This window comes from Nakamurella sp. (assembly GCF_044224575.1).
Classification (GTDB): Bacteria; Actinomycetota; Actinomycetes; order Mycobacteriales; family Nakamurellaceae; genus Nakamurella.
Genome location: NZ_JBGAKE010000024.1, coordinates 33,141 through 54,011, shown reverse-complemented (window position 1 = coordinate 54,011; position 20,871 = coordinate 33,141). Strand labels below are relative to the sequence as shown.

At 72.0% G+C, this 20,871-nt stretch carries 15 protein-coding genes; 6 read left to right on the top strand and 9 right to left on the bottom strand.

What is annotated here, in order from left to right; translation table 11 throughout:
- The first annotated feature begins 415 nt into the window (after nucleotides 1-415).
- Entirely contained in the window at nucleotides 416-997 is a 582-nt protein-coding gene (locus ACILSK_RS21170) for a DUF6529 family protein (RefSeq protein ID WP_395729164.1), read from the top strand.
- Between the two features lie 394 nt (nucleotides 998-1,391).
- A complete protein-coding gene (locus ACILSK_RS21165) occupies nucleotides 1,392-2,366 on the top strand; it encodes a Rieske 2Fe-2S domain-containing protein (RefSeq protein ID WP_395729163.1) in 975 nt (324 codons plus the stop codon).
- A 205-nt stretch (nucleotides 2,367-2,571) separates the two neighbouring features.
- On the opposite strand, the gene ACILSK_RS21160 is transcribed toward ACILSK_RS21165, so the two are convergent.
- Entirely contained in the window at nucleotides 2,572-3,402 is an 831-nt protein-coding gene (locus ACILSK_RS21160) for a stage 0 sporulation family protein (protein WP_395729162.1), read from the bottom strand.
- Between the two features lie 87 nt (nucleotides 3,403-3,489).
- On the opposite strand from ACILSK_RS21160, the gene ACILSK_RS21155 reads away from it, so the two are divergent.
- Both ACILSK_RS21155 and ACILSK_RS21150 read left to right on the top strand, forming a co-directional pair.
- Complete coding sequence (locus tag ACILSK_RS21155) at nucleotides 3,490-3,627, top strand: hypothetical protein (RefSeq protein ID WP_395729161.1); 138 nt, start codon at nucleotides 3,490-3,492, stop codon at nucleotides 3,625-3,627.
- 157 nt (nucleotides 3,628-3,784) lie between these two features.
- Nucleotides 3,785-4,381 carry a GNAT family N-acetyltransferase gene (locus ACILSK_RS21150; protein WP_395729160.1) on the top strand — a complete coding sequence of 199 codons (597 nt, stop codon included), beginning with the start codon at nucleotides 3,785-3,787 and terminating at the stop codon, nucleotides 4,379-4,381.
- A gap of 15 nt (nucleotides 4,382-4,396) precedes the next feature.
- Here ACILSK_RS21150 and ACILSK_RS21145 read toward each other — a convergent pair whose 3' ends face one another.
- The 3 genes from ACILSK_RS21145 to ACILSK_RS21135 form a co-directional block, all read right to left on the bottom strand.
- Entirely contained in the window at nucleotides 4,397-4,909 is a 513-nt protein-coding gene (locus ACILSK_RS21145; RefSeq protein ID WP_395729159.1) for a DUF427 domain-containing protein, read from the bottom strand.
- Between the two features lie 121 nt (nucleotides 4,910-5,030).
- Nucleotides 5,031-6,248 (bottom strand): DNA polymerase III subunit delta', encoded by a 1,218-nt coding sequence (locus ACILSK_RS21140; RefSeq protein ID WP_395729158.1) that lies wholly within the window; start codon nucleotides 6,246-6,248, stop codon nucleotides 5,031-5,033.
- A complete protein-coding gene (locus tag ACILSK_RS21135) occupies nucleotides 6,241-7,095 on the bottom strand; it encodes a class I SAM-dependent methyltransferase (RefSeq protein WP_395729157.1) in 855 nt (284 codons plus the stop codon). Before ACILSK_RS21135 ends, ACILSK_RS21140 begins: the two co-directional genes overlap by 8 nt.
- A 237-nt stretch (nucleotides 7,096-7,332) precedes the next feature.
- On the opposite strand from ACILSK_RS21135, the gene ACILSK_RS21130 reads away from it, so the two are divergent.
- Nucleotides 7,333-8,583 carry an NAD(P)/FAD-dependent oxidoreductase gene (locus ACILSK_RS21130; RefSeq protein WP_395729156.1) on the top strand — a complete coding sequence of 417 codons (1,251 nt, stop codon included), beginning with the start codon at nucleotides 7,333-7,335 and terminating at the stop codon, nucleotides 8,581-8,583.
- 66 nt (nucleotides 8,584-8,649) lie between these two features.
- Here the strand turns inward: ACILSK_RS21130 and ACILSK_RS21125 are convergent, their stop codons facing one another.
- From ACILSK_RS21125 to ACILSK_RS21105, 5 genes are all read right to left on the bottom strand, one after another.
- Nucleotides 8,650-10,683, bottom strand: a complete 2,034-nt coding sequence (locus ACILSK_RS21125) for a bifunctional MFS transporter/dTMP kinase (RefSeq protein WP_395729155.1) — start codon at nucleotides 10,681-10,683, stop codon at nucleotides 8,650-8,652.
- Nucleotides 10,684-10,762: 79 nt separating this feature from the next.
- Complete coding sequence (locus tag ACILSK_RS21120) at nucleotides 10,763-11,536, bottom strand: hypothetical protein (RefSeq protein WP_395729154.1); 774 nt, start codon at nucleotides 11,534-11,536, stop codon at nucleotides 10,763-10,765.
- A 194-nt stretch (nucleotides 11,537-11,730) separates the two neighbouring features.
- Nucleotides 11,731-14,610, bottom strand: a complete 2,880-nt coding sequence (gene topA, locus ACILSK_RS21115) for a type I DNA topoisomerase (RefSeq protein WP_395729153.1) — start codon at nucleotides 14,608-14,610, stop codon at nucleotides 11,731-11,733.
- A 286-nt stretch (nucleotides 14,611-14,896) separates the two neighbouring features.
- Nucleotides 14,897-15,478, bottom strand: a complete 582-nt coding sequence (locus tag ACILSK_RS21110; protein ID WP_395729152.1) for a hypothetical protein — start codon at nucleotides 15,476-15,478, stop codon at nucleotides 14,897-14,899.
- A gap of 93 nt (nucleotides 15,479-15,571) precedes the next feature.
- Nucleotides 15,572-17,869, bottom strand: coding sequence for a sodium-translocating pyrophosphatase (locus tag ACILSK_RS21105; RefSeq protein ID WP_395729151.1), 2,298 nt, complete (start codon nucleotides 17,867-17,869; stop codon nucleotides 15,572-15,574).
- A gap of 375 nt (nucleotides 17,870-18,244) precedes the next feature.
- On the opposite strand from ACILSK_RS21105, the gene ACILSK_RS21100 reads away from it, so the two are divergent.
- On the top strand, nucleotides 18,245-20,722 hold the full coding sequence (locus tag ACILSK_RS21100; RefSeq protein ID WP_395729150.1) for a DEAD/DEAH box helicase: 2,478 nt from the start codon (nucleotides 18,245-18,247) through the stop codon (nucleotides 20,720-20,722).
- Nucleotides 20,723-20,871 lie beyond the last annotated feature (149 nt).

Genomic DNA, 20,871 nt, shown 5'->3' with positions numbered 1-20,871 from the left:
GCACCATCGCTGCCGCCACCACACACGTCACAAGAAGTGACTTTCTTCGCACAACACCCTCCAAACAGGACGTTCTTCACCTCGACCTTGAAGTGGCGAGATGTCCTCCGGAGTTGTCACCGCTTGTGACCGAACCGACACGTTTCGCGAGCGGTCGTTATCGATTTGTGATGAGAGACGCCTGTGGACATGCCCTGAAAACGATCTTGACGGTTTCGTCCCACGGGTCCACCGTTGACCTGTTCGACCGGGTCACCCCGTCCCCGGCCGCCGGGGCTCGGGTCGTGCGTGCGAGATCCGATGGCGATCCAGCTCGCGAGAACCGAACGCCGGCGGTCTCCGTATGAACAGGCACGCCCACGTGGGGCGACCTGAGCCGATCCGGGCGCTGCGATCCCGGAGTGGGGAGGAAACCGTGACGACAAGTTCCGCGCCTGAACAGGCCGCGCCGGCCGGGCGACAACCACGCTGGGGACTCGCCGCCGCCGGGGTGCTGGGCCTCGTCGTCGCCGGCGTGCTGGCCGCCTACTCGCGGGTTCATCCGGGTAACGGGGCGACGATCGTTACCTTCGGCTTCACCACGCTGCTGGCGATGAAGACATGGCTGACGACGGCAGCGATGATCTTCGTGGTCGTGCAGGTGGTCAGCGCGCTGGCCATGTGGGGCCGGTTGCCCGGGGTCGGCGGATCCCCGTCATGGGCGAGCCCGGTGCACCGGTGGTCGGGGGTCGTCGCGTTCCTGATCACCCTCCCGGTCGCGTTCCAATGCATCTGGTCGCTCGGCTTCTCGGATTCCTCCGCCCGGACACTGGCCCACTCGATCGCCGGCTGCCTGTTCTACGGGGTGTTCGCGGCCAAGATGCTCTCGCTCCGACTGCCCGGCCTGCCAGGCTGGGCGCTGCCGGTGCTGGGAGGATTGTTGACCACGGTCCTGGTCGGCGTCTGGTTCACCTCCGCCTTCTGGTACTTCACCGCCTCCGGGCTCCCCCTGTGGTGACCCATTCCGTCTCGAGCCTCCGGGAGCGACCGTGACCACCTCCGAACCGGACCACCAACCGCCGTCGCCTGCCTCGTCCGGGCGACCGGGTGACCGGGACGCGGACGCGGTGCACCCGGCCGGCTCCGGTGCCGGCGGCGGGAGTTCCGGGCCGGCACCGCGAGCGGCGCTGGCGGCCGGCGGCCCGGCCGGACCTGCGCCGGCCTGGGCGCCGCCGACCCCCCGCCAACCACCTGGCCCCGCACCGGGCCAGGCGCCCGGTCCCGGGTGGAGCCCACCGGGACCGGGTTGGCCTCCGCAGTACGGCACCCCGAACCCACCGAACGGGCCCGGTTCACCGAGCGGGCAACCGTCCGGGCTCCCGCCCGGAGCCCCCTACCGGGGTCCCGGACCGGTGCCCGGTGATCCCCGAACGTCTGGCCAGCCGTACCCGGGCCAGTCCTACCCGGGCCAGGCCCCCACGCCGGCGGGCCGGCCGGTCGCCGGTCCGGGCTGGCATCAGGCGCCACCACCCGGGGCCTCGCCGGGGTCGCCGTCACCCGGGACCCCGGGCCCACCGGGTGCGACCGCACCCGGCCAGCCCTACGGGGCACCCGGCTCGTACGGCGCCCCCGGCTCGTACGGCGCCCCCGGCTCGTACGGCGCCCCCGGCTCGTACGGGGCCCCCGGCCAGCCCTACGGACCGCCTGGTCAGCCGTCCGGGAAAGCAGGCTCCTACGGAGCCCCCGGCCAGACCTACGGATCAGCCGGCCGGTACGGCCCGGACGGACCGCAACCCGGGACCGCGCCGGCCGGATCCGCCCCGACCGGTTGGCCGGCGGCGGCCGGCTCCGGCCAGGACGGCGGTGCCCAGGTCACCCAGGCCATCGGTGGGTTCGCGCTCCCGCCGGGCGGGCCGACCCGGCCCGCGGCGGACCGGGCGCTGGCCGACGAGTCACCGGCACCCTCCCGGCGCGGCCTGCTCGTCGGCACCGGCATCGCCGTGGTCGCCGCGGCCGCGGGGGCGACCTGGTACACCGTTGCGGGGCCCACCCCGCGACACACCCCCGGCGAGAGCGGGTACGCACCGCCGTCCGCGAACGGCGCGAACCTGGGCCCGTTGACGGACATCCCGGAGAACGGCGGCACCGTCTTCGACGACCAGGAGATAGTGGTGACCCGCGGCAGCGGCACCACGGTGCACGGGTTCTCGGCGGTGTGCACCCATCAGGGCTGCCTGGTCTCCCGGGTCAGCCAGGGCGAGATCACCTGCCCGTGCCACGGCAGCGCCTTCGACGCCACCACCGGCGCGGTGGTGCGCGGTCCGGCGCAGCGCCCGCTGCCGGCCGTCCCGGTCACGGTGGTCAACGGATCGGTGGTCACCGGATGACCACCGGAGGGAGGATGTCGTGATGAGGCATCTGCCGACCTGGATCTGGATCGCCGGGGCCGCCTTCATGGCCGGGGCGCTGATCGCGTCCCTGTTCTGACCCGCCCCCCGCGACGGCGCCGAGTGTGCAGATTCGGTCCTGACATCCGAGAATGAGGACCGTTGCTGCACACTCGACCGGGGCGGAGCGGGGCCGCCCGGCCGCTCAGCCGGGGGTCAGGTCCCGCCCCTCGTATGCCTTGCGCGAACCGCACACCGACGCCTTCGGGCACACCTGACGCGACCCGTCGGCGGCCAGCTTGATGACCACCGAATCGCCCGGCACGGAATGACCGATCACCCGGCCCGGACCGGCCGGGCTGTCGACCTCCTCACCGATGGCCGGCGCGGTGGCCTTGAAGTCCTGGTAAAGCGGGTGCTCGTACTTCAAGCAGCACATCAGCCGGCCGCAGGCGCCGGAGATGCGCATCGGGTTGGCCGGCAGGTCCTGATCGCGGGCCATGGCCAGGGTGATCGGTTCGAAGTCGCGCAGGAACGTCGAGCAGCAGGTGTCGCGTCCGCAGGAGCCGATGGCGCCGGTGACCCGCACCGAATCCCGGGCGGCGAGCTGCCGCAGTTCGATGCGGGTGCCCAGGGTCGCCGACAGGTCGCGGAGCAGGGACCGGAAGTCGACGGTCTCCGGGGACGAATAGTAGATGACGGTCTTGCCGGCGGCCCCCTGCGGATCGACCGACAGCACCTTCATCGGCAATCCGTGCTCACGGATGAGCCGACGACTGGCCACCAGGGTTCGGGCCTTCACCCGACGCAACTGATCCGCCGCGGCGAGATCGGCGTCGGTGGCCATGCCGAGCAGCACCGGGAAGCCGTCGGTGTCCTCGGTCGAGTACTCGGCGGCCCAGACCACCCGGGCGGCCACTCCGCCCTGCTCGGTCGGCAACATCACCATGTCCCCCACCTGCGGACGCAGGTCACCAGGATCCGCGTAGTGCAGCTGCCCGTTGGCGGAGAACGTCACGGCGCACAACATGCCCATCCCGGTCACGGTACGCGGTGCCGGCGGTCCGTCCGGCGACCCGTCGCCGCACGGTGCGGTCGGCGCACCCTGCGTAGAGTGCTGGCGATGAGTGGTACGACACGGCGCATCCTGACGGCCAAAATGCTCGCCCTGAGCCTGCTCGGGATCGTCCTGGTGGTCGTCGCCGTGGTCCACCGCCGCTCGACGGCCCCGGTGCCTCCGCCCGGCCCCATGACCCGCTGATCCTCCGGCCGCTGGGGTTCCCAGCGGGCCGGCCGATCCGGGCCGGGCAGCTCGGGGTCATCGCGGCCGGCCGACCCGCAGGTCGAGGGCCGTGACGGTGGCGAGCCGGCCCGTTGCCGTCATCGCCGTCGCCGGCGACGTGACGTAGCTTGCGGAGGTGAGCGGATCGATCGACGTCCGACCGTTCGAAGCCGGCGACGTCGACCGGCTTGCGATCCTTTTCGCGGGCGATCGGAGCACCCGGCATTGCTGGTGCACCGCGTTCTGCACCACCGGCCGGCAATTCGCCACGGGCTGGTTCGGCGGCGGTAACCGCCGGCGGTTCACCGAACTCGCCGCGGCGAGCCGCCACCCGATGGGGGTACTGGCCCTGCTGGACGACGTGCCGGTCGGCTGGGGTGCCTGCGGTCCACGCTCGCGGTACACCGCTGCCATCGACGGTCGGAGTCAGCTGCTGCGGACCCGCCCGCGCGAAGACGACGACCGGGTCTGGTTGATCCCCTGCCTGTTCGTCGCCGCCGACCACCGCCGGCGCGGCCTCACTTCGTCCCTGATCGCGGCGGCGGTGGCCGTCGCACGCCGCGCGGGGGCGGTGGCCGTCGAAGGGTGGCCGGTCGCATCCGCAGCGCCACGCGCCGCGGATGCCTTCCTGGGGCGTGAGCAGGTCTTTGCGGACCAGGGTTTCCGGTGCGTCGATCGCCCGAGCCCCCACCGCAGCATCATGCGGCTCGACTTGCGCCCGAACGACCGGTGAGGCAACCGGGCAATCTCACCAGCCCCAGGTGCCGGGTTCGCCCTTGAACGGCCCGACGACGTCGTCGGTGATCCACCCACCGTAGAAGCCGCCGGCCTGCGGCCGGACCAGCTCATCATCGATCCGGCACTCCACCATCGATGGCATGAACGAGACATAGCCGGTGATCGGGACGAACCTCCCGGTTGGGCGCTCGTAGCTCCAGGCCGCGGCCTCGATGATCTCGCCGGCCGGTCCGACGACGTCCCAATACGTGGCGGCGCCCTTCCACTCGCACGTCGTCGACCGCCGGCGCGACGGTACGAGCGCGCCCGGCCGGATGTCCTCGCGGGGCAGGTACCAGCTCGGCGGGTGGGACGTCTCCAGGACCCGGTACGCGCCGACGGTGTCGGCGACGAAGGCCCCACCCACCATGACGCGCACACGCCGCGTCGACCGCTGCAGAGCCGGTGGCCGTGGGTAGTCCCACACGGATTCCTGGCCCGGCCCCGGGGCGATCGGCGTGACGGGTGGGCGGGATCTGGCCATCCTGCCATTGTGCGACGCCGGCGCCGGACCCGGCATGGCCCGGCCGTGGTGGGGTCACCGTCCCGGCCGGCGACGTGGACCCGGCTCCTGCAGGTTCGACCCGACAGCCCTCACCGTGCGGTCAGGACCCCGTCCCGGCGGGTGATCGAGACCCCGCGTACAACGCCATCATCATGGCCTCGATGGCGATCTGCGGCTTGACGTTCAGTTCGATCGCCTCCCGGCAGGCCAGCACGGCGTCGACCGCGGCCAGCGCCCCCGGGGACCCGATTCGGTTCGCCGACGCGTCGACCTGCGCTGCAATGTCCGGGTTGAGCAGCGGGGCGTCCGACCCCAGGCTCCGGGCCAGCACGTCGCGATAGAAGCCGGAGAGATCGACCAGGGCACGGTCGAGCACGTCCCGCTCGGTCCGGGTCGCGCGGGACTTCTGCCGCCGCTCCATCTCCTTCACCACCCCGGCCGACCCGCGGGCCGCCCCGCCGGCGCCCCGCCCGGTGCCGCCGGCGCCGAGCGCCGTCTTCAGCTCCGCCAACTCGGCGGCGTCCCGACTCTCGGACATCGTCGTGGCCTCACCCTTGGCGTGCGCGAGGAGTTCGGCGGCCTGGGTGAAGACATCACCCACGGTGCGCAGGGCCCCCGGCACGGCCAGAATCCGCCGCCGCTGCTCGCGGGCCTCGTCATCGCGGGCCAGCCGGCGGGCCCGCCCGACGTGGCCGGCCGCAATCGACGCCGCCCACTGCGCCGTCGGCGGATCGATGCCGTCGCGCCGGGTGAGCACGTCGGCGATCGCGGCGGTGGACGGGGTGCGCAGGCCGACCACCCGGCATCTCGAGCGGATCGTCACCGACACGTCGTCGGGATGGGTGGACGGCGCACAGAGCAGGAACACGGTCCGCGGGGCAGGTTCCTCCACCGCCTTGAGCAGTGCGTTCGACGCGCCCTCGGTGAGCCGGTCGGCGTCCTCGATCAACACGACCTGGTAGCGCCCGGTGGCCGGGCCCCGGGCGGCCAGCTGCACGACGGCCCGCATCTCCTTGACCGAGATGGTCAGCCCCTCCGGCACGACGGCCCGGACGTCCGGATGGGTATGCGCCAGCACGGTCCGGCAATGCGTGCAGTGACCGCACCCGCGCAGGGGGCATTGCAACGCGGCGGCGAACGCCCGGGCGGCCACCGATCGTCCGGACCCCGCCGGGCCGGTGAACAACCAGGCATGGGTCATCGCGGCACCCGGCACCCCCGGGTCCCCATGGGAGGCGGCCACCGCCGACGACAGCTCGTCGACGGCCGGCTGCTGACCGACGAGGTCGTCGAACACCGCCGCGGGCGCGTCAGCCATCGTCCCGACCTCCGCCGAGCCGGTCCGGCAACGCCCGGCCGAACGCGACCAGCGAGTCCAGTCGACCCGCATTCGCCGGGTGGGCCGGTGAATGGATGACGTCGGTGATGACCAGCCCGGCCCGGGCGGCCACCAGCGCCAGCGTGCGCCCGGTGAAGTGCCAGATGTGCTGCTCGGGCTTGAGCGTCCACCAGCGGGCACCGAGCACCCGGGCGGGCACCGATGAGACGTACGGCACGGACAGTGCGATCCACCCTCCGGGGGCCAACCGCGACCGGACCTCACCCAGGAACGCCAGCGGGTCGGGCACGTGTTCCAGGGTGTCCCAGAAGCAGATGACGTCGGCCGGCTCGGTCGGGGCGTCGGCCACCTGACCGGCGAAGACGTCGAGGCCCAGCTCCTCGCGGGCCACACCGACCCCGGTCCGCGACAGCTCGACCCCGCGCACCGAGTAGCCGGCGTCCCGCGCGGCGGCCAGGAACAGGCCGTAGCCGCTGCCGATCTCGAGCAGCCGGCCCGGGGCCGGGCGCCGGCGGACGATGCCGGCCAGCCGACCCCGCGTCCAGGTCCGCTGCAACAGCATCGCCGGCGACCGCCGGGTCCGGTCGCCGTAGACCCCGCCGTCGAAATAGGCGGGCTCGTCGTAGAGCCGCTGCCGGGCGGCGGCGTGCAGCCGGGGTGAGACGAACACCAGCGTGCAGGACGGGCACCGCACGACGCCGAACGGCGGCACCTGGTGCACCACCTCGCCCGCCCGGCCGCACACGCAGCAGACCACCGGCTCGGTGTCGGCGGTGGACCACCTCGACCCCGGTGGGGCGGCGGACACAGGGCTCTGGTCGGGCACCGATAGACCTTTCGATGGCGGACGATTCGGACCCGGCCACCGTAGCCGAGGCGTCCGACAGCGGGATGCGAGCAAGGGTGCGGTGGGATCGCCCACCGAACCCCGCGCCACCAACCGGCGGACCCGCGGAACATCCGCCGGCCTGGGACCGGCCGACGTTCCCGCAGCTACCCCCGAGGGACGCCTGGGCGGACACCTGCAGTTGTCGGCGGCGGCGCCGCGGGGCACGCTGGCGGCATGACTGCAGAGACGTTCGTGATCGTGGGTGCGTCCCTGGCCGGCGGCAAGGCCGCGGAGACCCTGCGCGAGGAGGGCTTCGACGGCCGGGTGGTGCTGGTCGGCGCCGAGACCGAGCCCCCGTACGAGCGGCCGCCGTTGTCCAAGGGGTACCTGGCCGGCTCGGACGAACGGTCGGCGGCGTTCCTGCACGAGGCCTCCTGGTGGGCCGAGCACCGCATCGATTGGCGGCCGGGCACCGCCGCCGTCGGGCTGGACCTGGAGTCCCGCACCGTGGCCCTGCACCCCACCGACACGATCACCTACGACCGGCTGCTGATTGCCACCGGCTCGGCGGTGCGCACCCTTGACCTGCCCGGATCCGATCTGGAGGGGGTGCGGTACCTCCGAACCCTGGACCAATCCGACGCGCTGTTGACCGCGTTCCGCCGCGGCGACCCGGTCGTCGTGGTCGGCGCCGGCTGGATCGGGCTGGAGACCGCGGCCGCGGCCCGGGGCCACGGCTGCCCCGTGACGGTCCTGGAGACGGCCGCCCTGCCCCTGCAACGGGTGCTCGGCGACGAGGTCGCGACCGTCTACCGCGACCTGCACCTCGCCAACGGCGTCGACTTCCGCTTCGGCGCCGGCCTCCGGGAGTTCCGGGGCTCGGGCGGCGAGCTGCGCGCGGTGGTGCTCGACGACGGCACCGAACTCGACGCGGCCACCGCGGTGGTGGGTGTGGGTATCCGGCCGGTCACCGAACTGGCCGCGTCGGCCGGGCTGACGGTGGACAACGGCATCGTCACCGACGCCCACCTGCGGACCTCCGACCCGTTCGTCTACGCGTGCGGGGACGTCGCCAACTCATTCAATCCCCTGCTCGGCCGCCAATTGCGGGTCGAGCATTGGGCCAATGCGCTGAACGGCGGGCCGGCCGCGGCCCGCTCGATGCTCGGCGGAACCGACGAGTACGCGCCCCTGCCCTACTTCTTCTCCGACCAGTACGACCTGGGCATGGAGTACTCCGGCTGGGTCGCACCCGGCGAGTACGACCGCGTGGTCTTCCGGGGCGACCCGACGTCGGACCCGAATGCTCCGGAGTTCCTCGCGTTCTGGCTTCGGGACGGGGCGGTGCTGGCCGGCATGAACGCGAACATCTGGGACGTCAACGACGACATCCAGGAGCTGGTGACGGCAGGCCTCGCGGGACGGCCCGCAGACCCGTCCAGGCTGGCCGATCCGGACGTCCCGCTGCCGGACACGCTGGCCTGACCCCGCCGGCTCGGGCGATCCTGCGACCGGGCGAGCCGCGCGAAGCGTCGGCCCGGCCGACGCGCGTCAGGCGACCTTCTCCTGCTCGATCCGCGCCGGTGACCGCTCCCGCAGAACCGAGGCAATGCGCTCGGTCACCTCGGCGTTGATCACTCCGTTCTCCTCGGACAGCGGCCGCACCACCAGGTACCGCTCCGGGGTGTACGACGCCCGGTCCCGGAACGCCTGGGCCGGGTCGATGCGGTCCTCGTCGTCCGGGCCATCGCCCGGCTCCGCTTCGTCGGACCGATCGGCCTCCACCGCCGGGGGATCACCATCGGCCGCGACCGCAGCCGGTTCGGTGGCGTTGACGAGCACGGTCAGGTCGGGTTTGAGCCCGCCGGCCGCCCATTGCGCGACCCGGCTGAGCCGGTCCTCGTCCAGCCCGAGGATCCGGTAGCGCACGATCAGCTCGTCCAGGAAGCCGTCGAACAACACGATGGTCCCGCCCTCCAGGGCCGGCGCGACCCGCGCGTTCATCAGGTCGGCGAGTGAGGCCGAGGCGCGCAGGGCATCCGCCAACGGGTCGTGGCTCGTCGCCTCCGGCACCACCGCCCGCGGATCCCACCGATCGACGGTCGAGGTGAGGTAACCGGCCTGGACCAGGTGCTCGTCGATGCCGCGCAGGTACTCGGCCGCCGCGACCGGGTCGGCTCCCTCGACCGCGATGAGCACACCGGCGTGCTCGGACGGCTCCTCCCAGAGCGACGGGGGCATCTTTCGCCGGAACAGCCGGCGTCCGACGCCCGACGTCAGACCGCCGATCTGCCGGCCGATCAGGGCGCTGACGGTGAAGGCGATGACGCCGCCGACCGCCAGCACCACGGCCGGTCCGGTGATCTCGAACCGGAAGTCGCCGACGGTCACCGGGTACGTGCCGATCGCGCCGGCCAGGATCGGCCCGACGGCGATGGTCATCAGCAGGATGATCCGGACCGAGGACATGACGAACGCGAACACCCGGCCGCGCAGCTGGTCGGAGACCTCGTGCCCGATCATGGTGAACCCGTTGATCCAGGCGATCCCGGCGAACACTCCCATCAGCGAGGCGGTGATCGCGGCGCCGATGAAGTCCTGCAGGACGCTCATCACGATCAGCGCGATGCCGGCGGCACCGATCGCCGGGGTGAAGATCATCCGGCGGGGCACGTTCGGGAGCACCTTCGGTCCGATCAGCATGCCCAACGCCAGACCGGTGAACACCGAGCCGAACAGGATGCCGTATCCGGCATTGCCGGCCCCGAGGGTGGCGACGTACGCCTGGGCGACCCCGGCCACCAGACCGCCGGCCCCGAACGCGCCGAGGATGCCCACGTAGATCGAGCGCATCAGGCGGTTCTTGCGGACGAACGAGACGCCCTCGGCGATCAGCGAGAAGATGCTCCGCGAGGTGCTCCGGTCGCCGACGAACGCCGGGATCAGCCGGCGGGAGATCAGCACCATGAACGCGGAGAAGAAGTAGGTGCCGGCGTCGATGGCCAGGGCGATGTCGATGGCCAGGGAGTTGGTGCCGCCGCTGATCAGCGCGCCGCTGCCGGCGGTCACGTCGGGCACCCCGAAGAAGCTGGCCACGGTCGAGAGCAGTGCGAACAGCAATGCCGCCACCGGCACCATGCCGTACACCGAGACGTAATTGAGCTGGTTGGCCACCGCCAGCCGTTCCCGGGGCACCACGTTCACCCACATGGCCTGCTTCGCGGGAGTGGAGAACAGACCGATGGCCTCGACCAGGAACTGCGCGACCAGCAACCACAGCAGGTTGCCGGAGAAGATGATCGATACGTAGAGCAGTCCGGCCAGGCTGTCCCCGATGATGGCGACCATCCGCCGGTCGAACCGGTCCACCAACGCGCCGGCGACGGGACCCAGGATCAGATCCGGCAGCAATCGGGTCAGCAGCACGCCGGATACGGCGGCGCCCTGGGCCAGGTTGGACGTGTCCTTGGTGAGGTAGGCGGCCAGCGCGGTGGTCGCCAGCAGACCGAGCCAGTCGCCGAGGCTGGACACCGCGATGGCCGACCACAGCCGACGGAAAGCGGGCAGCCGGAGCAGCACCGCCACCGAATTGGGTTCCTTCTTGTGCCTCACGTCACCCGTCGCCGTCCGGCCATCGGTCCCGACGGATCGCGCCGCGACCCGTTCATCGGTTGAACAACTCGCTGATCGCGCTGATGATCTGCTGGGCGATGCCGCTGGCGAAGGCGATGACGACCAGGAAGACCAGCACCGCCCAGATGCTCGAGCCCTTGTTCCGCCGGCGGGGCAGGTTCCGCGGCAGTGGCGGCGCCGGGGCGTGCGGAGCCGGCGCCTGTGGGACCGACATCCTGAGCCCGGCCGCACCCGGCCCCGGCCGCAGGGCGGGGAAGCCGGACCGCGCGAGGCCTCCCAATTCGCTCAGGGTGGTGCGCAGGGACGGACCGCTCAGCCCGGTGTTCAGAGCGGTGGTGCCCTGGGACCGGGGCGCGGAACCTGTCGGCTGCTGGCTGCTCCCGGGTTGCCGGGGACCCTGCAGGTGCGGGGCAACCGCGCTGTGCGGCTCCAGGCTGCCCCACGCCGAGGGCGTCTCTCGTCGTTGCGGCGGCCGGGCCGTGGCTGACTGAGCCGGCTGACCGCCGTACCGGCCGGGCCGGGCCACCCGATCCGCGGTCATTCGCTGGGCGGCCACCCGGGCCTGGGCCGGCGTCGGCGCGGCGCCGGCCGCGGCCAGCATCGCCGCCGGGTCCACCGGTGGTACGGCGACCATCGCGTCCGGCATCGGCGCGGACAGCGCGTCCGGGTACACCTGCAGCACCGGCATCATCACCGAGGGGTCGCCCGTGCCGTCCGGACCGCACAGGGCGTCGGCGAACCCCCGGTCGGTCCGGCCGCCGGACGCGTCCGTTCGCGGTTCGGCCGCCGACCACCCTGTTGTCATGACCAAATGGTAGGACGCGGCACCGATAGTTCGACCCCCGTCGACCGGTACGTCCGGGTGAAGCCAGGGTTCTCACCCACCGGTCACCGGTCGAACCCGGCGTGCACCCCCCGCGGTCGGACGGTGCGCGCCGAGCCGAGGGAGCCTGGTCGCGGCCCGCCGGAGGGGCCGGGCGCGCACTCCCTCGACCCGCGTCACTCCGCGGGCTTGGCCCGGCTGGCCCGCGGCTTGGCCGCGGTCTTGGTGCCGGCCTTCGCGGTGCGCGGCTTCGCTGCGGCCTTGCTCGCCGTCCGGGTGCCGGTCGCGGTGGTCGCCTTGGCCCCTGAGGAAGCCGGCTTGCGGGTGGTGGTGCGTTTGGGTGCCGGTCCCCGGGCCCGCCGGTCGGCCAGCAGCTCGGCGGCCCGCTCGACGGTCAGGCTCTCGACCTCGTCGCCCTTGCGCAGCGAGGCGTTGGTTTCCCCGTCGGTGACGTACGGTCCGAAGCGGCCGTCCTTGATCACCATCGGTTTGCCGCCGGCCGGGTCGACACCGACCTCGCGCAACGGCGGCGCCGCGGCGGCCGACCGGCCCCGGGTCTTGGGCTGTGCGTACAACGCCAACGCCTCGTCCAGCGTGACGTCGAACAGCGCGTCCTCGCTGGCCAGCGAGCGGGAGTCGGTGCCCTTCTTCAGGTAAGGGCCGTACCGGCCGTTCTGCGCGGTGATCTCCTGGTTGTCGGCCGGATCGACGCCGACCACGCGGGGCAGCGACAGCAGCCGCAGGGCGGTGGCCAGGTCGACGGTGTCCAGCGTCATCGACTTGAACAGCGACGCGGTCCGCGGCTTGACCGCCGTCTTGGCGCTCTTTTTGGCCGTCCCGGCAGTGGGCTCCGGCTCGGGCAGGATCTCGGTCACGTACGGACCGAACCGGCCGTCCTTGGCGACGATCATGTGCCCGGAAACGGGGTCGACGCCCAACTCGTTCTCGCCGCCGTCGCCGGACTGGGCGAACAGCCGCTCGGCCGTCTCGGCGTCGACCTCGTCCGGGGGCAGGTCCTCGGGCAGGTTGGCCCGCTGCGCGGTGGGTTCACCGTCCTCGCCGGGGACCATCCGCTCCAGGTACGGCCCGTACCGGCCGACCCGGACCAGCACCTGCCGACCCTCACTATCGGTCAACAGGGGCAGGGAGTTGACCTCGCGGGCGTCGATGTCCTCGAGCCGCTCGCCGACCAGCTTCTTCAGTCCGCCGGACCGGCCGACCGACCCCTGCGGGCCGAGATCGCCACCGAAGTAGAACGCGGTGAGCCAGTCGGTGCGGCCGATCCGCCCGTCGGCGATGCCGTCGAGTTCGTCCTCCATGGCCGCGGTGAAGTCGTAGTCGACCAACCGGGAGAAATGCTGCTCCAGCAGCCCGATGACGGCGAACGCGATCCACGACGGGACCAGCGCCTGCCCCTTCTTCCACACGTACCCGCGGTCGATGATCGTGCGGATGATCGAGGTGTAGGTGGACGGCCGGCCGATGCCCAGGTCCTGCAGTGCGCCGATCAGCGACGGCTCGGTGTACCGGGCCGGCGGGGTGGTGACGTGGCTGGCCGGGATCAGCTCACGGATGTCGAGCTGCTGGCCCTGCTCCAGCTTGGGCAGCCGGCGTTCGGCGTCGTCGGCCTCTCCGCCGGCCTCGGCGTCGACGGTCTCCACGTAGGCGCGCAGGAAGCCGGGAAAGGTGATGGTCCGGCCGCTGGCTGAAAAGACGCAGTGAAGACTTCCACTCTCGACCGCGGCGGTCGCCGCGATCTTGACCGACAGGGTCAGGCCCTTGGCGTCGACCATCTGCGAGGCGATGGTGCGCTGCCAGATCAGCTCGTACAGCCGGTACTCGTCACCGGAGATCTGGTTGGCGACCTGACCGGGGGTGCGGAAGTTGTCCCCCGCCGGCCGGATGGCCTCGTGCGCCTCCTGGGCGTTCTTGACCTTGCGGGTGTACTGCCGCGGCGCAGCCGGCACGTATTCGGGGCCGTACAGCTGCCGGGCCTGCGTGCGGGCCGCCTCCTGCGCCGACGTGCTCAGCGTCGTCGAGTCGGTTCGCATGTAGGTGATGAAGCCGTTCTCGTACAGCCGCTGCGCCGTCCGCATGGTGCGCTCGGAGTTGAAACCGAGCTTGCGGCCGGCCTCCTGCTGCAGCGTCGAGGTCATGAACGGCGGGTACGGCTTGCGGGTGTAGGGCTTCTCCTCGACGGAGGTGACGGTCGCGGTGCCCCCGGTCAGCGCGGTGGCCAGGGTTCGGGCGCCGTCCTCGTCCAGCAGCAGCACGTCGGCGTCCGCCTTGAGCCCGCCGGTGGCCGCGTCGAAGTCCCGGCCGGCGGCCAGCCGACGACCGTCGACGGTGCTCAGCGCCGATTTGAACTGGCCGTCCGACGCCCCGGCCTGGGTCATGAACGCGTCCAGGCCCCAGTAGGTACCCGAGCGGAACGCCATCCGCTCCCGTTCGCGCTGCACGATGATGCGGGTGGCCACCGACTGGACGCGGCCGGCGGACAGCTTGGGCATCACCTTCTTCCACAGCACCGGGGAGACCTCGTACCCGTACAGCCGGTCCAGGATGCGGCGGGTCTCCTGCGCGTCGACCAGGTTCTCGTCCAGGGCGCGGGGGTTGGCCGCGGCCTCCCGGATCGCGGCCGGGGTGATCTCGTGAAAGACCATCCGCTTGACCGGGACCTTCGGCTTGAGCGTCTCCAGCAGGTGCCAGGCGATCGCCTCGCCCTCGCGGTCCTCGTCCGTCGCCAGGTAGAGCTCGTCGGCGCCGGCCAGCAGCGACTTGAGCTTGGCGACCTGGGCCTTCTTCTCCGGCGACACGATGTAGAGCGGCTCGAAGCCGTTCTCGGTGTTCACCCCGAGGCGGGCCCACGGCTCACCCTTGTATTTGGCCGGGACGTCGGCGGCGCCCCGGGGGAGGTCGCGGATGTGCCCGACCGACGATTCGACGATGTATCCGTCACCGAGGTAGCCGGAAATGGTCTTGGCCTTGCTCGGTGACTCGACGACGACCAGCCGCACGCCGCCATTGCGGGTGCTCGCGGTTGTGCCAGTGGCCATCAGGTCTCGTTCTCCTTGCTGGTTCTGTGCGTCGACCCGGCTCGATGCTGCGACTGAGCCGGGCGGACGGTGCTGCTGTGGTGGCCCCCCACCACCCGGGCCGGCGCGGTGTCCCGCGACACGGCCTCTCCGGGAGCAGGATGCCACAGCCGTGCAAGTGCTCCATGTGGAAACCGGCCGGGCGGGTCGTCCGGACCGCCGTCGGAGCCACCTGGTCGCCTCCGCCTCCAGTCGTGAGGCGCCATCCGATACAGAGAGCCGGTGTCCCGCTTGTGGGAGGCAGGTTTCAGTGGTGGGCGGGCTGGGGGAACTGGCCGGTCGGCGCCTCGGGGGGCGGCGTGCCGACCATGTCGGCCAGCCGGGTACACCGCCGCTGGCCGACGATCCGCATCGCCGGGCCCCCGGCCCGAGGGCCGATGAGCGAGCCGGCCAACCCGATCGCGGCGCACCAGCCGGCCAGGGCCTCGTGGATGTCCGGGGTCTGCGGGTCCAGGCCGAGCAGGTACCCGACGGCCGCCGGCCGGCCGGCGGCGATGGCCCAGCACCGCATCAGCCCGGCCGACAGGTCGACATCGCGGGGCACGACCTTGATCGACCCGTCGAGCCAGTGAGCCGACAGTTCCGCCAGCGCCGGGGCCGGATCGGTACGCAACACGGTGACCTGGTCGTCGACCTGGACGTGGGCATCGACGTCGCGGACCCGGCATTCCCGCACCAGCGCCCGGGCCCGCCACGGGTCGGGCAGCCGGATCTCCAGCCGGACCCCGTCCGCGGCTGTCTCCAACCGGCCGTTGGCCGCCAACAGGCCGCCGAGATCGTCCCCGACGGGCGGGGTGAGGTCGGCCGAGAAGAGTGACAGCTGTGTCACCCGAGCCCCTTTGCCACGCAGTGCAGGGTAGCCCCCGGCGAATCCGCCGGGGGCTACCGCCCGATGCTGCGAACCGGGCGATGATGATCTCGGTCAGGCCCGCGCGGGGGCGTCGGCGTGCAGCGAGGATTCGCGGCGCTTGGACACCACCACGGCGGCGACGATGATCACCACGGCGAGACCGGCAATTCCGTAGCGGATTCCGCTGCTCGCGGAATCGCCGACGGTCAGTGCGACGATCGCCGGCGCGATCAGCAACGCCACCAGGTTCATCACCTTGAGCAGCGGGTTGATCGCCGGCCCGGCGGTGTCCTTGAACGGGTCACCGACCGTGTCACCGATGACCGTGGCCTCGTGCGCGGGTGACCCCTTGCCGCCGTGCGTCCCGTCCTCGACGATCTTCTTCGCGTTGTCCCAGGCGCCACCGGAGTTGGCCAGGAAGACGGCCATCAGGGTACCGGTGGCGATGGTGCCGGCCAGGTATCCGGCCAGCGGCCCGACGCCCAGGCCGAAGCCGACGGCGATCGGCGCGAAGACGGCCAGCAGGCCGGGAGTGGCCAGCTCACGCAGCGAGTCGCGGGTGACGATGTCGACGACCTTGCCGTACTCCGGCTTGTTGGTGCCTTCCATGATTCCGGGGATCTCCCGGAACTGGCGGCGCACCTCGTAGACCACGGCGCCGGCGGCCCGGGACACCGCGTTGACGGCCAGCCCGGAGAACAGGAACACCACGCAGGCGCCCAGCAGCATGCCGACCAGGGTGCCGGGCGAGACCACCGAGGTGACGAACGAGCTCAGGCTCTCCGAGGCACCGAGGGCGGCGGCACCGGCGGTGGACAACGCACCGGCGATGGCGTCGGAGTACGAACCGAACAGCGCCGTCGCGGCGAGCACCGCGGTGGCGATGGCGATGCCCTTGGTGATGGCCTTGGTGGTGTTGCCCACCGCATCCAGCTCGGTGAGGATCTGCGCGCCTTCCTCGGAGACCTCGCCGCTCATCTCGGCGACGCCCTGGGCGTTGTCCGAGACCGGGCCGAAGGTGTCCATCGCGACGATGACGCCGACCGTGGTCAGCAGGCCGCAGCCGGCCAGCGCGATCATGAACAGGGCGACGATCAGCGACGTGGAGAGCAGGAACGCACCGTAGACGGCGGCGGCGATGACCAGAGCGGTGTAGACGGCGGACTCGAAGCCCACCGAGATGCCGGCCAGCACGACGGTGGCCGCGCCGGTCAGCGAGGACTTCGCGACGTCCTGGGTCGGCTTGGTCTCGGTGCCGGTGAAGTAGCCGGTCAGCCACAGGATGACGGCGGCCAGCACGATGCCGATCAGCACCGAGATGATGGCCATCAAGGCCGGATTGCCGGAGACGTCGCGAACCGCGTCGATGCCCAGGGCGGCGAAGTTCGTCGGCAGGTACACGAACGACGCGACCGCGCACAGGACCGCGGAAATCGCCGCCGAGATGTAGAAGGAGCGGTTGATCGTGACCAGACCGGCCTCGCCCACCTTGGCCCGGGTGATGTAGATGCCGATGATCGCGGTGAGCACGCCGATCGTCGGGATGATCAGCGGGAAGACCAGGCCCTTGGTGCCGAACGCGGCGCTGCCCAGGATCAGTGAGGCGACCAGGGTGACGGCGTAGCTCTCGAACAGGTCGGCGGCCATGCCGGCGCAGTCACCGACGTTGTCACCGACGTTGTCGGCGATGGTGGCGGCGTTGCGGGGGTCGTCCTCGGGGATGCCCTGCTCGACCTTGCCGACCAGGTCGGCGCCGACGTCGGCCGCCTTGGTGAAGATGCCGCCGCCGACCCGCATGAACATCGCCAGCATGGCGGCACCGAAGCCGAAGCCCTCCAACACCTTTGGGGCCTCGCCGACGTAGACCAGGACGACAACGGAGGCGCCGAGCAGGCCCAGGCCGGTGGTGGCCAGGCCGACCGCCCCACCGGTGCGGAAGCCGATCTGCATCGCCTTTTCCCGACCGCCGTCACCGTTGGCCGCGGCGGCGACCCGGACGTTGGCGCGGGTGGCCAGCCACATGCCGAAGTAGCCGATCGACGCGGAGAACCCGGCGCCGAACAGGAAGGCGATCGACCGGCCGATCCGCTCGCCGGTGCTATTGGCCGGCAGGGCGAACAGCAGGGCGAAGACGACGATGACGAACACGCCCAGGGTGCGGAACTGGCGCCCCAGGTAGGCCGCCGCGCCTTCCTGGACGGCCGCCGAGATCTCCTGCATCTTCGGCGTTCCCGTCCCGGCGGCGAGCACACCGGCCCGCAGCACGAACGCGATGGCCAGGGCCACGAGCGCGACGACGGCTACACCGATGACGATGACTTGATCACTACCGGTAATGGCGATTTCCGCAGCAGCGGCACTCGTGGACATCGAACTCCTGATCCATGCACATATCGGTGCAGATTCGTGTACCGGTCGAGCCGACGTGACCGGCGCTGGTCTTTCACCGTCGATCCCCCGCGGTCCGACGTGACGGAACGTACTGTAGAGCACGACTCCGACGGCCCAGCGCTTACCAGCAAAGTCGCGGCTCCGCTCGTCATGGGCCTGTCACCGTGAGGCACTGTCGGACCGGATCTGGACAATGCTTGCGTGACCACACCGAACCTTGGCCTCGATCGGTTCAGTGGTTCGACTCCGCTAAATCGGTCCAGCCTCCTCGGTGTGACTTCTGTCACAACAGGCGTTCGGCATGTTCGCCGCCGGCCCGGTTCGCCAGGTTTCCCGGCGCCGTGGCCCTCATGGGTGCCGCACCCGCTGACGGCCGCGTTGGCCCACGCCGGGATCGAGCGGCCCTGGACCCATCAGGTCGCCGCGGCCGACCTGGCCCACCGGGGGTTCGACGTCGTGCTCGCTACCGGCACCGCATCCGGCAAGTCCTTGGGCTATCAACTACCGGCACTGTCCGCCATCGTGGACGACCCCAGGTCCGCCGTCCTGTACCTCGCGCCCACCAAGGCGCTGGCCGCGGATCAGCTGCAGTCGTTGACCGATCTGGGGCTGCCCGATCTGCGCGCGGCCGCGTACGACGGCGACACCCCGGTCGACGAGCGGGACTGGGCGCGCGCGCACGCCAACTGGGTGCTGACGAACCCGGACATGCTGCACCTGGGGCTCCTCCCCCACCATTCGCGGTGGGCGCGGTTATTGCGGCGGTTGGCCTACGTGGTGGTGGACGAATGCCATGCGTACCGGGGCGTCTTCGGTTCCCACGTCGCCCTGGTGCTGCGGCGCCTGCTGCGGATCGCCCGGGTCTACCGAGCGGCGCCGGTGGTCGTACTGGCCTCCGCGACGTCGGCGGACCCGGCGGCCGCGGCGTCCCGGTTGATCGGCCGACCGGTCCGGGCGGTGGCCGAGGACGGTTCGGCCCGGCCGGCGGCGGATTTCGTGCTCTGGGAACCGGGCGCCGGCGCCCTGGGTGATTTGGTTGACGCGTCCGAGGCGGATCGGGCGGCCGACGCGGTCGGGCGGGTTGGCGCGGTCGGGCGGGTTGACGCGGTCGGGCCGGCCGACGCGGTCGGGCGGGTTGACGCGGTCGGGCGGGTTGACGCGGTCGGGCCGCCGGATCCCGCAGCGGTCCCACGGTGGCGGTCCGCCGGTCACCCGCCGGATCCGGCCGCCGACCCTTACCCGGCCGCGGGCCCGGACACGGCCGCGGGCCCGGACACGGCCGCGGGCCCGGGCACGGCCGCGGAATCCGCGGACCCGGATCGGCCGGGGACCCCGCGCCGCCCGTCGGTGCACGCCGCGGCGGCCCGGCTGACCGCGGACCTGGTCGCCGGCGGAGCCCGCACCCTTACCTTCGTCCGCTCCCGGCAGGCGGCGGAGCAGGTCGCGCTGGCCGCTCGGCGCCGGCTCCGTCGGCTCGCCCCCGAGTTCGAGTCCCGGGTCGCCGCCTACCGCGGCGGCTATCTGCCCGAGGATCGTCGCGATCTCGAACGCGCCCTGGATTCCGGTGAGCTGCTCGGACTGGTCAGCACCAACGCGCTCGAGCTGGGGATCGACATCGCCGGTCTGGACGCGGCCGTCATCGCCGGCTACCCCGGCTCCCTGGCCGCACTGTGGCAACAGGCCGGTCGAGCCGGCCGGCGCGGGGCCGCCGGCGCGCCTGCGTTGGTGGTGTTCGTGGCCCGCGAGGATCCGCTGGACGCCTACCTGGTTCGACACCCGGGGGCGATCTTCGATCGGCCCGTCGAGGCCGCGGTGATCGACCCGACCAACCCCTACGTGCTCGGGCCGCACCTGACCTGCGCCGCCGCCGAGCATCATCTGACCGAGGACGACCTGTGGGCATTCGGCGGGCCGGCCGCGCGGCGGGTGCTCGACGAGTTGGTCGAGCGGCGGGTGCTCCGGCGCCGGCCCGGCGGGTTCTTCTGGGTCAATCCGGGGCACCCGGCGGAGCGGGTGAGCCTGCGCGGCTCGGGCGCGGGACAGGTGGCCGTCGTCGATCGGGTCAGCTGCCGGGTGTTGGGCACGGTGGACCGGCATCGCGCGCCGGCCGCGGTGCACGCGGGAGCGGTCCATCTGCATCGGGGCGAGAGTTTCGTGGTCGACGAACTCGATCTGGACGCGGGCGTGGCCCTCGTGCGGGCCGCCCGGCCGAACTGGACCACGGTGCCCCGCTCGGTGTCGACGGTGTCCCTCTGCGATGGCTACCGGACCCGGTCGTACGGCAACGGGGTGCGGGTGGGGATCGGCCCGGTCGAACTGACCACCCAGGTAGTTGGCTACCTGCGCCGCCGGCCCACGGGCGAGGTGCTGGATCAGGTTGCGTTGGATCTGCCCCGGCACACCCTGCCGACCCAGGCCGTTTGGTTCAGCGTGGACGCGGACTCCCTGCGGGCCGCCGGCGTGGCTCCTGCCGCGGTGGCCGGGAGCCTGCACGCGGCCGAACACGCGGTGATCGGCCTGCTCCCGCTGTTCGCCGGCTGCGACGGGATGGACATCGGCGGCGTGTCGGCCGTCGCGCATCCGGACACCGGTGGGCCGACGGTGCTCGTCCACGACGGCCACCCCGGCGGTGCCGGGTTCGCCGACCGCGGCCACGACGCGATCCGGCCCTGGCTGATCGCCGCCCGGGATGCCATCACCAAGTGCCCCTGTGACGCCGGCTGCCCATCCTGCGTCCAATCACCCCGCTGCGGCACCGGGAACCAGCAGCTGCACAAGGCTGGTGCGGCGGTGGTGCTCGGGCTGGTGGTCGACGCGCTGGCCGGGCAGTAGCCGCACCTCGTCGCTGTGCTATTTCTGCTCGGCGGATGAACGACCCGCAGAGCCGGGCATTTCGGGCGCAGATCCGGGTCGTCCACCCGCGAAGGTGCTCGCCACTGTTCCCGGCAGTCGATCAAAGGAAGAGCGGGCCACTCGTGCGT

What these genes read in the sequence shown, in the direction of transcription:
- ACILSK_RS21160 (WP_395729162.1), bottom strand. Translation starts at nt 3,402, where the DNA reads ATGGGCATGTTGTGCGCCGTGACGTTCTCCGCCAACGGGCAGCTGCAC.
- ACILSK_RS21155 (WP_395729161.1), top strand. Translation starts at nt 3,490, where the DNA reads ATGAGTGGTACGACACGGCGCATCCTGACGGCCAAAATGCTCGCCCTG.
- ACILSK_RS21145 (WP_395729159.1), bottom strand. Translation starts at nt 4,909, where the DNA reads ATGGCCAGATCCCGCCCACCCGTCACGCCGATCGCCCCGGGGCCGGGC.
- ACILSK_RS21140 (WP_395729158.1), bottom strand. Translation starts at nt 6,248, where the DNA reads ATGGCTGACGCGCCCGCGGCGGTGTTCGACGACCTCGTCGGTCAGCAG.
- ACILSK_RS21130 (WP_395729156.1), top strand. Translation starts at nt 7,333, where the DNA reads ATGACTGCAGAGACGTTCGTGATCGTGGGTGCGTCCCTGGCCGGCGGC.
- ACILSK_RS21120 (WP_395729154.1), bottom strand. Translation starts at nt 11,536, where the DNA reads ATGACAACAGGGTGGTCGGCGGCCGAACCGCGAACGGACGCGTCCGGC.
- topA (WP_395729153.1), bottom strand. Translation starts at nt 14,610, where the DNA reads ATGGCCACTGGCACAACCGCGAGCACCCGCAATGGCGGCGTGCGGCTG.
- ACILSK_RS21105 (WP_395729151.1), bottom strand. Translation starts at nt 17,869, where the DNA reads ATGTCCACGAGTGCCGCTGCTGCGGAAATCGCCATTACCGGTAGTGAT.